Source organism: Mesorhizobium sp. P2_E7 (genome assembly GCF_056403855.1).
On the sequence record NZ_JBFUER010000001.1, the window covers coordinates 3,184,545 to 3,197,017 of the forward strand.

Here is a 12,473-nt window from a genome sequence, read left to right on the forward strand (position 1 = left end):
AAGCGAGTCGCGGCGACAAGCGCCGACTTACTCCAACCTATAGGCGTTTTCGCCTAATTTGTCAATATAGTAAATGCGGTTACTGGCAGCTAGCGCAGTATTTCGACCAGTCGTCCATCAATCTGCGCCTTTTTTGAAGCGCATCGGAGCGGCGGTAAGCCGCTTCGGTCTTATCCTTCAATGTGTGAGCAAGCGCCGCCTCTGCCACGTCGCGGGGATGACTCGTCTCGTCGCCGCACCAATCTCTGAAACTTGATCGCAAACCGTGAAGTGTGGAGTCATCGCCCGTCGCCTTCCGCAGCGCCTTCACCATAGCTGTGTCGCTGATCGGGAACACGGAATCAGTGGTCGCGATTTCCCTCATCCCCTCGATAATCTCGATTGCCCGGTCGCACAGCGGAACGCGATGCTCTCGGCCGGCTTTCATTCGCTGTGGCGGAACGACCCAAAGACCCTGCTTCATATCGAATTCGTCAAATTTCGCGCCGCGTACTTCCCCGCTTCGCGCTGCGGTCAGACAAGAGAACTCGACGGCCCGCGCAGATATGCCCGCGGCCGTGCCTAGAGCCTTCATGACGGCTGGCAGTTCCTTATACCCCACGGCCGCGTGGTGGCCCCTCGTGAGTTTCTGCCGTGGCGACAGCAGATCCTTTAAACCACCACGCCAGTCGGCTGGGTTGTCGCCAACGTAAAGCCCCCTCGCCTTCGCGTGATCCATAACGGACGCAATTCGCATCCTGAGCCGATCGGCCGTTTCCGGTATCGTTCCCCAGATAGGCTTCAAGGTCTCGACAACATCATCGCGCGTGATGTCCGCTATGGGCCTTTTATGCAGATGCTTGGCGTACTCTCGCAACGTCATCGCCCATTGCGCTTTGTGCTTCTCGTTCCGGAAACCGGATGATTTCACTTCGAGCACGTCATCCATGACATCTGCGAAAGTCTTCTTCGCAGAAAGCTGGTCCCCCCGCGCCAGACGCTGCCTAACCGCCTCTGCCTTCTCCCGCGCCAAAGCCAGGCTGACTGGTGCCGTCCCTTGGCCATAGCCTCCAAGGCCAAGTTCGGTACGCTTGCTCGCTCGCCTATAAATGAAAAACCACTGGCGACTGCCCTCCTTCCTTACTCGGAGGAACAGGCCGTCTCCATCGGAATGGATGCCAACCGGAAGGGTCTTTATGCGTGTTTCGGAGAGCCGGTGCTTGGCCATATCGATTCCCGTTGCCATAACCGCGATACCGAAAATAGGGAAAATACGACAAATAGCAAGGTCAAAGCTCTAGTAATTTCAATACGTTACAGAAAGAGGCGGACGCTCTCTCCGCCATTTAGCATAAATAAATGAATAATTTCAATAGGTTACAAAAAACGCTTGTTGCAACCCACATTCCTACCCACATAGGAATATATTCCTACATGTATCCATGGCGCGCCAAGGACCTCAGTTCTCTTCTGGATAGAAAGGAGATGATTCTAGACGCTCTTCGGTAAGATGGTTCGGCCTTCCAACCGCAACCATATAAACTGGCATGTCTGTCCAATTTGCGAATAGTACTATATTGACGACGATTATCGTTCCGAATATCGATTCCGGGAATGTAAAATATAGCAAATGGTCAGGTTTCGTATATTCGCCTCTAGGTTCGCTGTGGCATCCAACGTAGTTTATAACATTGGGGTCGTTGTTTAGAATAAACCTTGGTATGTCGTAAATGTATCCGCAGACACCAAGCTCTTTTATCGCGAATGCATGAGCAATCTTTGCCAGCATGCGAGAAAATTTGATGGCATGTATCGAAGATCTGCCATGTATTTTTTTGGCACCAGTGTACGCCGGATTACCTTTGTCCAAAAACCCGCGTAACATTACTGTCATTGTCGGTTCTTCCTCGATATTTGTAATTATTGGCGGCATCTGATCGAACCGCAGAATTGGAAATATCCCCGGGTGGTCGCCAGCCTTAACGTCGACTATTTCGCATCTGTCTTCGAATTCCACCCATAACGGGATGGTTCCCGGCTTCCTTCTCCGTGTTTGTAGCCCTTTGGCATGGCGGAATTGCCCCATCATCGAACCGGCGACATAACCTTCAAAGCTGTGCGTAATCGAGTTGCATTCTCGGCAACTAGATTTTGCCAGGACAAGATTACCGTTCAATGAGAAGGGAATGATATGCTCATCGGTGAGATATTCGCGGCGTCTCTGCCCGCAATAGATGCACTGCCAAACCGGAGTAGTTTTGATAGTGTCTGCGGGCAAACGAGGTTTGGACATGTCTGATCCTGAAAATGAGAGCAGGAATGACGAGGTCGACAAGCGGCGTGACGAAGCGCTCCGCCGCGCCCTCCCAATGCCGCCTAAGCCTCACGATGACATTCCAGCACCGGCGCAACATCCCGAGACATAGCCCGTGGCTAGGCCGTTGCGGCCGTCGCCTGAGCCGGGGCTCGTTTTCGGGGGGCCGGACGGCGTCGATCGCGGCGTTTCGAAACGACTTTGAGGGGAACGGCCGGCGCTGGAGACAGCGCGCCAAGCACAGCGTTGACCATGCCGCCAACTACGAAATCGGCGCTGATGTCGGCAGCCAGAGCTTGCCCTTGTTGCCCGGCATCGCCCTGCTCCGCGTCCGACCAGAACACAATTCCGATTCTCAAACCTGCCTTGGCGCGTTTCAGTCGGCGCACCAGAAAGCGGGCATGCTTGAGAGAATCCCGGTTCAGGAAACCGACCACGACTGTGTCGATCGTCTCTAGGTCGAGTCGGCGAATGCCGGCCGGCTCCATATCGACGAAACTGGCCTTCGCCACTGTCGCACCTTGCACCTCCAGCACCTGCGCGAGCATGGCGGCCGCAGCATCGTCGAGTTCCCCGCGACCGCCGGCACAAAGCACCGACATGTCCTTGCCATCGGGCAGCTCGATCTCTTCCTCCTCGACGCCATCCGGTTCCTTGCTCGTGCTCCCTTCCGCGGCCGCTGTCGGCTCATCTTCCTCGCTTGCTTCCTCCTGCGCATCGTCGGCAAGATTTGCGACGAGGATTTGGGCGCTCGCTGCCACCTGCCTTCGCTGCTGATCGCCCATCACGCCACGCATGCGGTCCTGCTCGCCCAGCAGGAGAGCGGGAATGGCGACCTTGTCGTAGAAATCGATCAGATACTTCTCCTCGAGGATTTCCTCTGCATGGTCGGTGGCTTCGTCGGGATCGCCGGCCAGGAGCCGCTGATAGAGCCGGGCGTGGGGTTCAAGCACAGGCTCGTTGCCAAACAGGACGTCGAGAAATTCGAACTGCGGAACGTGTCGCCCCAGAACGACGAGACAGACCGTCAGCGGCGTCGAAAGAACGAGGCCCAGCGGCCCCCACAGCCATGTCCAGAAGATCGCTGCGACGATGATCGCCAAAGGGGAAAGTCCCGTGCGCGAACCGTAGAGCCACGGTTCGACGACGTTGCCGGTTACCATTTCCATCACGATGAACAGTGCAGCGGTCCACAGCACCAGCGACCAGCCGGGCGCCACGGCCAAGGCGAGGAACAAGGGCAGCAGCGCGCCTATCACGGGGCCGATGTAGGGAACGAAGCGAAGCGCCAGTGCCAGCAATCCCCACAGCAGCGCGTTGGGAATGCCGAGCACCCAAAGCCCGATTGCAATGGGTATCGCGTAGACGATGTTGACCACCAATTGCATGATGAGATAGCGGCCCACCCGCTTGCCTGCGTCCTGCAATGCTTGCGTCGTGCGATGGAGATCCCCGTAACCGACCAGGCGGATGAACCGGTCGCGCAAATCCTCGCGCTCGAGCAACATGAAGATGACCACGATGATGATCAGGCCAGCCGAGGCCAGCGGGCTGATCAATGGTCCGATAATGTTTTGCAAGACCTCCAGAGGTCGCTCACGCGCGACGATCTCGACGGGTACAGGCTCACGGCGGGGCTTGTCCGCCGCAGGCGGCGCCACGTCCTGTTTATCGATCTCCTGACCGACACGCTCGATCACGCTGCTCAGTCTGGCAATGATGCCGCCACCAACGCCCGTTTCCTTGAGCGAGCGAACCTTGGTCAGAATGTTTGTCTGGTAGGTTGAAATGTTCTGGGCAAGCTCGCTGACCTGGGTCGCCACGATAAAGCTGAACAGGCCCAGAGCCGCGAACGCGCCAATGACGCTGAGAAGGACTGCGGGAAGCCGAGGCAATCCGACGCGCTTCAGTGCGGAGACAACCGGCGCCAGCGCAAAGGTCAAGAGTAACGCGATGGCAATCGGGAGAAAAACCTCGCGACCGAAATACAAGGCAGCAACCGTCGTGACGACAGTTGCGACGGTCGGCAGAGCCGTGCTCGGATGGGCGCTCCCGGCCGCAAGGATCCGTCCTAGCCCTCGCTCGGACGATGGGATGTCGTTTCGACGATTGGCAGCCACCTGATTCCCCCCGTTGCCCCAGGATAGTTAGACCCATTCGGCTGGCGGGCAATGTTAGCAGGGTCGAATACACGCATTTTGCAGCTTGCTAAAGCGAATCCAGCACTTCCGGGCGAAATTCAGATGAGTTTTCAGTTCCGGGTGGCTAGATTTGCTACCAAGTCATTGAAGCGCAGCCTAAATTAGAGTTGTAGCCGGACCGAACGCCAAGGGTGCCTCTTGGAAACGACCCCGCGAGGTCAGACATTGTTCCGAAACTATGTCCCGATTTGCACCGGTACGGACGACCGATTTCAGTGCGCGTAATGGGGCCGAAGTGAAAGGCGTTTTTTCGATGGCCCGCGCGAAGATAGCGGACGTTCGTTTCGCTAATGCGAGCGGCCGTTCGGGGTTAGTGACTATAGCTGAGCCGATCGTCGGGCCTTACAGCGCTCGGCACCCGCTCCAGCTCAATCTATCGGGAACTGAGCCGCGCAATTTGCAACCACACTCAAATGGCTACCGGAACGGGCACCTCCAAGCCGATTGCAATTTCGACGGCTATTCGCTACTCTGAAAGCAGAGGAGATTAGTGATGCTGTCCAAAATGTTGGAATCGTCGGTAGTCATCGGTGTGATGTTGCTGCTTTTACAGCTTTCTGCACTCGGCACGGCTGTAGCGGGGTCTTGTACGCCCGGCACGGTCTGTTGAACTTCCGGTTCCCGCCTTTTGAGACCCTCTATTATGGCTTCCACTAGTCTCGCGTCACCCAAGCCCTTACTCAGATGATAAATGGGGTCGAATGACGTAAAGCGAGGATGCGCCACCGCGTCCGTTACCATCTGTAGCGCCTCACTTATCTCTTGCGATTTTTTCTCCACCGTCACCTGATCCAATAGAGCATATTTATAGTGCGCCAGTGCTCTAAGGATGCCGGTTTCGTCTATTGTTTCGTCAACTTTCACCGCAGACTTGAGCAACGAAAGCGCCTCTGTAATTTGATCCATGCTTAGTTTTACATCGTGGCTCTCGTCTTTCTGTGCATACTGGAGCAACACGTACCCGAGCGTTGCGCTGGAGCGCGCAGTTGCATATTTGGACTGTCCCAACTTTGCATCCTGCAACTTTGCATCCTGAAGGGCGCGACGAGCCAGATCGAGGGCATCGAAGTTCGGGGGGCCGGGGCACTTCTTGAGCTCGTTCTCGTCTAAAACTGGGCGGCCCAGACCGATTCCCCAACGGGCATAGAATAACGCCAGAGTGTTATACAGTCCCGTGACGGAGGCAGGAGCCGACGTATTCTCCACTTCCGTCCCAGGCGCAGGCCAAGGCAGCGATTTGCAGATACTTTCAATGAAGTCCCTCTTGTATGAACTGTTGAATGCTGCAGAAGTGTCCACGTCGTTGGCGTAGCTCCTCTCTGTTAATATACCGGCCATAGTCTCCACAACTTTGCTGCTCCATCCAGCCCCCAGCCACCAACCATTCTGGCTAATAGATCTCAAAGTGGATTCGTCGAATGTGACGCCCGAGAACGATGTTTGGAAGAAGACAACTCCCTGAAATTTTACATTGGTGAAATTAGAGTTGTCGAATATTGCCCGCGTGAGGTCAACATCGGACATAACACTGCTATCGATTTCTGTCTTCTGAAATTGGCTGTAGCGGAAATATGATCGCCAGAATTTAGTCTTGCTTATTTTTGCTTCTGAAAAGACTGAATAGTCAAATCGGGAATTGTCGATAACAGTGTTGCATCCTGTCATTTGAACAAAACTTGCCCCTGTCATTTGAAAATTGCTAACTGGGGTGTCGGTCAAATTTACCCCGGTAAATAATTTCTCGGAACTAGGACGTTTTATCGCATTCAAGCAGCTAAATTTCTCTAACGCGCTTCCGCGCATTTTAGGGTTTTTATTCTCATTGTAAGGAAACGCAGTGTCATAAACATTGTTTTGCGCATACGGAATAATAGAAAAGTATAGAAGGAACATGAAAAAAATTATCAATATCAAAGGGCCGCCGACAAATACTAGCAATAAGGTCCAACGCCGGTGATAATGCTTACTGGCTTGGATAAATTGCCGGATCTGATTATCGTTGATTTTTAACTCATCGGTGAGGTGGAGAGCTTTCTTGCCAAGAATCAAAAACCCAGCGTCCTTGCCGAACTGGCTCCACAGTCGCGACGCCGCAGCGAGACGGACCAAGGTCCGCGCCCTATCTTGATCCGCACTGTCGCGCTGACTTTCGGCGCTGTGGTCCTTGTCATCCTGTGACGCAACGGTGGGCGACCCGGAGAACGGGGCGAGGGTCAGGGGCCGTTGTTCCGAACGCTCATGTGCGGCAAAGCGCCATAGCTCTGCCGACCAGTAGTCAGCGATGCTCTGCAGTTGCCGGCGTTCTTCGACTCCTCCGACTATCGCTCCGGCCGCGGAGATCTTGTCGAGAAGTTCGTTTATCCTGCCATACAGCTTCTCTTCCTTTGATGGCCTGCCTTTGACCTTCCTCAATTCGCGATAGGGAATGAGCAGCGCGGCGTGCAGCGAAGAAATCTCGGTGATTGCTACTTTCGCCTCGCTTCCATCTTTAGACGACTGATCCATCATGAAGCTCCGGTGGGAGTGATCCTCACCACTGGATCACGTAGGTCACTCAAGTCGTCGCAAAGCCGGATAATCTCCTCGTCCAGAGCGTAGAAGAGTTTCCGCACTAGGTTGCGGCACACGTCGAAACGGCGTTTCACTTCCGCCATGTCGGCGGGTTCCTTGGCGAGTTCGTCGTCCGTGTCCGACAGCGACCGGCCAAGCCCCCTGGACCAGATGGCGGCACTGTTCGCGGCGCTTACCTTCATTATTTCATCGCGGATCCCCGGCCACTCCCCGTAGAAAAGCCTAAATGTCGCCTTGCCGTCGGACCGGCCTATCAGTTCAATACGGTCTCCGAGGTAGATCAGCTCGTTCTCGATGCCCTGCCAGTCGTCATGCACGTCTGCCAGTTGCTTCAGCATGGCGTGGGCCAAGCCGAGGTTTCTCTCAGCGCTTTTGAGCGGCACGACTTCTTCAGGATCGCCCAACACTTGCGTGATATGCTGCACTACGGTCGAGAATTCATCCAATCGAAGCGAGGTCGCAGCGCCGATCAGGCCGGCGTTCAGGGCGACCTGCGTATCACGCACGATCTGCTTCAAGCTGCGCATCAGGGCCACGACCCCGGCAACGTCAGGCTTCGGGGCTCCCGATGCATCCGATTTCGCCAACAGCGCTTCATATCTCGCGCTCATCGAGGCGATCTTCTCCAGACTTGGGTTGATCTCTTTAGACACTCGCGTTGAACCGTCATCCTTGAGTAGAGCAAGTCTCTCCAGTTGATGATTGCAATGAACCAAATGACTTAAAAACAAATACAAACCTGCAAGATCGTATTGAGTATGAGAGCTGTTGTTTTCAAGCTCAAATGGAAAATCATAAGTCCTCAATTGTAGGTCATGCAGCACTCCATGATATTTTTTGTACGCGCTAAACATGTATATTTCGCCAACCAATTCTTCCAAAAGAGATCGATTGTTTTTGARTATCGAGTTGACAGAAGCATTTCCAGAATGGGTGGACAGTTGGCGCAAACCGAATATGATCGCCGGGATGTCCGCTGGCTTCACTGTAGGAAACTCTCTTTTACAACAGCATCCACAGCCAAACCTCTAAGGGCGCCATAACGCTGGAGCACATGCGATATCTTTATGCCTTCGTTCTTGACGACAGGCGGCTTTCCCGCGACCTCCACCGGCCGCCCGCCGCTGTGGTGGAGCGCCATGATGCGGCCTGAGGAGTCGAAAACCGGCGCGCCCGACGACCCCCCTTCGGTGTCCGTCAGATACCTGACATAGATTCCGTCGACTTCGCTGATTTTGTTGCGCACGAAGCCCAGCCGTTTATAGTGTCCACCTGGATGCTGGATGATGAATGCCTTATCGTTGACCTTCGGCTCGGCCGATCCGGTCAAGTCAATTATCGGCCATTTTTCGAGCGACTCGGCCATGTCGATGACTGCCCAATCCGAGTCTTTTTCTCCCATTATCGTTTCGACCTTGCCAGTGAACTTTTCGATCGATTCGGACGGTTCGCCCGCCTCTTGATCGAACCCGAATCTGACGGTGACGTTGTTGGCGACGATGCCGCCTGGGAAGAGAACATGGTGGTTCGTGAGGATAGTCTGGGCGCCGATCTTGAATCCGGTCCCACGCAATGTGCCTGCAATCGTGTCAATGGCGATGTGACAGACACTTGGCGCGAGGGTTGACAGGAGATTCAATGTGCGGACCAGACCGTCGATCTCCTTCACGCCGATCGTCAGGTCGTCATAGAATAGATATGCCTCCTCCACGGTGACGTTTTCGTTGGGTCCGGCTGGAGACATCGAGACCGGCTCGGCATTTAGGACGACCGGCTGGTCGGCGACGAGATCGGCAAGGAATACGGTATAGGAACTGCGTGGGGTCGTCGACAGCGTGGTCTGAACGAGATCGCGCAACTTGCCGACAGCGGCGAGCCTCCGGAGCAGTTCGCGCCATAAGAGTCGGATGTCGTTCTGCTTGCGAAGGTCGCTCGTTCTTATCTTGAACCTTCCTGCAAAGAGCCGCGCTTCTTGCGTGGAAGGGAAAATGGATTCCATTGCGCGGACGAGTTCAGCGCCAAGACGGGTGTGAAACGGAAAAGTGTCTATTTCGAATAAGGCGTTCATTATTCACTCGCGCCGGCTCTACGCTCCGCGCAGCACAGTAAGCGCAATCGATCCGTCTTGTCACGCATGACTTGCGATTGTTGGCCTTAAAATAGACGTCGAAGACTGAGCCCAGAAGCGGAACTCTTCCAATAACCGTATCAAGCAATACGTTCCCCAACATTCTGCGACCAAGGTCTTTCCAGCACCACAGTCTCGGGCGCAACACGATGCAAGCCGAGACGATGCCGGTTGCAGGCCAGATTTTCGGACTCGCGCCCTCTCAACCGTGAAACCGAGCTCGGGAACCTCCCGACACCTCCATCAAAGACGTGTGGCGGCCCGAACACTGATTCCTTTCCGCTTCATCCGTTCAAAACGGATGCACAACCCAACGGCGCAGGCTATGTTGCCCCGACGGGGCCTACGTCATTGAGGGGGAGGCATGACATGCAGGCAATGCCGATAGCGCATCAAGCCGGCCAACCCGAGGCCAGGCCCATATCCTCCTTGACCGGCTATCCCGCCGCAGTCCTGTGCTGGCTGCTTTCGGCCGGTGTCTATATCGCGGCCAAATGGGTGGCGCCCGAGATGCCGCCCTGGGGCCTCTGTTTCTGGCGGCTGACGCTTGCTTGCGCCATCCTGCTGCCGATTGTGCACCATCATCACGACGCGATGATCGGGCTTTTGCGCACGCGCGCCGCGGAGGTCATCGCCGTGGGGGCGATCGGCCTCACGCTGTGCCAGGGCATGATCTACCATGGCCTCAACGACACCGACGCCACCACGGCCGGCATCATCATGGCGCTGTCGCCCGTCATGACGATGGTGCTCGCCCGTTTCGTGCTTGGCGAGCCGCTCGGGCTGTGGAAGTCGCTTGGCGCGCTGGTTGCGCTCGCCGGGATGATTTTCATTGTTGCCCACGGGAACCTGACGGCACTGCTGCAACTCAAGTTCAACGCCGGTGAGCTGTGGATCGTCGGCAGCGCGTTCTGCTGGGGCCTGTACACCGTGCTTTTGCGCCGTGCCAAATTCGGCATCGAACTCCTGCCGATGGTCGTGTTGCTGCTCGGCGCCGCTGCGCTGGTCGCCTTGCCCTTCCATCTGTGGGAATTGTTCAACGACGAACGCTCCGCCATGAACGTCCACAGCATTCTCGCGCTCGCCTATCTGGCAGGTCCCGGCGGCGCCTTGATGTACTATCTCTACAACAAGAGCGTGGAGACGCTTGGCGCGAGCCGGGCGAGCATGCTGCTTTACCTGCAGACGGTGTTCGTCGCTATGCTCGCCTATCTGCTGCTGGGCGAGGAGTTGCACGATTACGACCTGGTGGGTGCGGCGTTCATCGTCGCCGGCATCGTACTTGCCACCATGATCAAGCCAAGGCCGGCTTAACCACCAGACCGGCAACGCAACTTCGACAAGCGATTGCTTTGACCGCGACCATGCTCCTGCCGCGCGCGATGTTGCGATGTTCGTCCGCAGTCGTCCCGCAGGCGCTGAACCGCGCTGATCGCAAGGTCGGTGGTTATCGCGCGATTTGCCTCGTCGCAGGATTTTTGTCCCACTATGTCAAACTTTATTGCTGGCAACGGTTCCTCGGCAGATAATCCCATTGCTTGGCAGGGTGGGGTAGCCGGCGGCCTGCGCGCTTCTTCCGTGTAGGGAGAAGGCGCGGGTTCGCGGTTTGAGTTTGGTCGAGACCCTAAAGACTTTTGTTACTTGAAGAACTGATTTCGGCGGTCCCATAAATTCGTGATTGTCCACATTGCGCGGGAGGCAGTGCGAAATGGATGATGTAACATTCAACGCCTGGGTTTGCCCCTGTGTTGAAGTGATCGAGGCCTGCGGCGAATGGTTCGTCCGCGTGGTCGAGGATGACCAGGAGCTGACCCGATCATTCGATCTGGAATCGTTCGCACTGGCCTATGCGGAAGGTCAGCGAATACGGTTGCGGCTTGCGGACTTCAAGCGATTGTAGACCCTAGTAGCCTTGCATCCTCGGCCCTTAGGCAGCCCAAGTGCGCGTGGTCTAATCGGCGAGCTTGATGTCTGCGTTCGCCATCTCGTCCTTGAAGTTAACTTTCGTGCCCTTCTGCACCATCGAGGCGAGGTCTTCGGCATCCCAGTTGGTCAGCCTTATGCAGCCATGCGAGAAGGTCGTTCCGATCTTTCCGGGTTCGGGCGTGCCGTGAATGCCATAGCTTTCGATTGAGAGGTCGATCCAGACCGATCCGACGGGGTTGTTCGGCCCAGCAGCGATGGTGAAAGGTCGCTTGGTCTTTACTCCCTTGAAGGCGAAGTCCGGATCGTAGTGGTATGTGGGATTGCGTACGACACGTTTGATCTCTGCCTCACCGCTTGGCGCCGGCTTCTCGTTGCTCCCGATTGAAGCGGGGTAGACTGCGAGCCACTTGCCAGAGGCATCAAGCACACGCACCAGGCGAGTGCCCTTGTCGACCTCGACGCTGGCGACGCCGGCGGGAGAATCGCCTCGGTCAACATCTGGGACCACCAACATCGTGCCGGCCTTCTTGAAGCCGATGCCCGGATTGAGCTTTCTGAGCAATTGTTCGCTGATATGGAAGCGCTCGGCAATCTTCTCTGCCGCGTTGTGATAGCCAAGCCTCGACAGACGGGCCATCCTCTCCAGGCGAGCCGGAATGCGCTTGGTGAAAGGTCCTCGCACATCCTTGGGTGTCAGTTCGTAGGCCACCAGAACGGGACTGGCGGAGGTTGCCATCAGTTTGTCCCAGGTTTCCCGAGTGAGCTTGCCATCCGATGGGAATCCGTTCGCGGCCTGAAAGGCCCCAACCGCCTTGGCGAAGTTCTCCGAAATGCGCCCGTCGATCAGGCCCGGCGAGAATCGGGCACGATCCAGAAGAATCTGCGCTTTCAATATGGTTGGATTGACACCTTTGGGTTGGCCGACGCCGAATTGGGCCTGATTGACGGCGGTTTGATCCAGCTTGGCCGCCTCTGCCCCGCCGCAAGCGAGGACGAGCGCCACGGCGAAAAGGAGGAGCCTAAACATCGAGTCAACTCCGGAGTTGAACAGGACCTCCCTTATGACGCGGAACGGCCTTAGTGGTTCCGTTCGCCGACAGCTGATTCATCGGCAGATCTTATGGAAACGACGAGCGATACCCTCTCAGCCAGCTGCCTCCGCCGCCTTGCGCCACGTATCCCTCGCCGTCAGCCAGACAGCCGAGACCAGGAAGTAGAAGGCGCCGAACGCCGCGTAGGGCACGACATTGGTGATGGGCCGCACTGCCCGCAATCTTACGAAGAAAATGCCTGCCAGTACCGACGGACCGCTCAGACCATTGCTCACTGCGCGATCGCCCTGCCGGCCGAACAT

11 protein-coding genes are annotated in these 12,473 nt (G+C 56.2%); 2 read left to right on the forward strand and 9 right to left on the reverse strand.

Going from position 1 to position 12,473, the window contains the following annotated elements; all coding sequences use genetic code 11:
• Positions 1-79: 79 nt before the first annotated feature.
• The 7 genes from AC1DYC_RS15685 to AC1DYC_RS15715 all read right to left on the reverse strand — a co-directional run bounded on the left by AC1DYC_RS15685 (position 80) and on the right by AC1DYC_RS15715 (position 9,341).
• The gene (locus AC1DYC_RS15685; RefSeq protein ID WP_477407631.1) at positions 80-1,225 is read right to left on the reverse strand and encodes a tyrosine-type recombinase/integrase; all 1,146 of its coding nucleotides are present in this window, start codon (positions 1,223-1,225) and stop codon (positions 80-82) included.
• A gap of 213 nt (positions 1,226-1,438) precedes the next feature.
• Positions 1,439-2,272 (reverse strand): HNH endonuclease, encoded by an 834-nt coding sequence (locus AC1DYC_RS15690; protein WP_477407633.1) that lies wholly within the window; start codon positions 2,270-2,272, stop codon positions 1,439-1,441.
• A 140-nt stretch (positions 2,273-2,412) separates the two neighbouring features.
• Entirely contained in the window at positions 2,413-4,413 is a 2,001-nt protein-coding gene (locus AC1DYC_RS15695; protein ID WP_477407635.1) for an AI-2E family transporter, read from the reverse strand.
• Positions 4,414-4,953: 540 nt separating this feature from the next.
• A complete protein-coding gene (locus tag AC1DYC_RS15700) occupies positions 4,954-7,002 on the reverse strand; it encodes a pentapeptide repeat-containing protein (protein ID WP_477407637.1) in 2,049 nt (682 codons plus the stop codon).
• Positions 6,999-8,051, reverse strand: coding sequence for a hypothetical protein (locus AC1DYC_RS15705; RefSeq protein ID WP_477407639.1), 1,053 nt, complete (start codon positions 8,049-8,051; stop codon positions 6,999-7,001). The genes AC1DYC_RS15700 and AC1DYC_RS15705 overlap by 4 nt, the downstream gene beginning before the upstream one ends.
• Positions 8,048-9,133, reverse strand: coding sequence for a trypsin-like serine peptidase (locus AC1DYC_RS15710; protein ID WP_477407641.1), 1,086 nt, complete (start codon positions 9,131-9,133; stop codon positions 8,048-8,050). The genes AC1DYC_RS15705 and AC1DYC_RS15710 overlap by 4 nt, the downstream gene beginning before the upstream one ends.
• Positions 9,078-9,341 carry a DUF4112 domain-containing protein gene (locus tag AC1DYC_RS15715; protein WP_477407643.1) on the reverse strand — a complete coding sequence of 88 codons (264 nt, stop codon included), beginning with the start codon at positions 9,339-9,341 and terminating at the stop codon, positions 9,078-9,080. The genes AC1DYC_RS15710 and AC1DYC_RS15715 overlap by 56 nt, the downstream gene beginning before the upstream one ends.
• A gap of 221 nt (positions 9,342-9,562) precedes the next feature.
• On the opposite strand from AC1DYC_RS15715, the gene AC1DYC_RS15720 reads away from it, so the two are divergent.
• Complete coding sequence (locus AC1DYC_RS15720; protein WP_477407645.1) at positions 9,563-10,507, forward strand: DMT family transporter; 945 nt, start codon at positions 9,563-9,565, stop codon at positions 10,505-10,507.
• Positions 10,508-10,901: 394 nt separating this feature from the next.
• Complete coding sequence (locus tag AC1DYC_RS15725) at positions 10,902-11,093, forward strand: hypothetical protein (RefSeq protein ID WP_477407647.1); 192 nt, start codon at positions 10,902-10,904, stop codon at positions 11,091-11,093.
• Positions 11,094-11,144: 51 nt separating this feature from the next.
• On the opposite strand, the gene AC1DYC_RS15730 is transcribed toward AC1DYC_RS15725, so the two are convergent.
• On the reverse strand, positions 11,145-12,146 hold the full coding sequence (locus tag AC1DYC_RS15730; RefSeq protein ID WP_477407649.1) for a L,D-transpeptidase family protein: 1,002 nt from the start codon (positions 12,144-12,146) through the stop codon (positions 11,145-11,147).
• Positions 12,147-12,263: 117 nt separating this feature from the next.
• The gene (locus tag AC1DYC_RS15735; RefSeq protein WP_477407651.1) at positions 12,264-12,446 is read right to left on the reverse strand and encodes a hypothetical protein; all 183 of its coding nucleotides are present in this window, start codon (positions 12,444-12,446) and stop codon (positions 12,264-12,266) included.
• Positions 12,447-12,473: the final 27 nt, after the last annotated feature.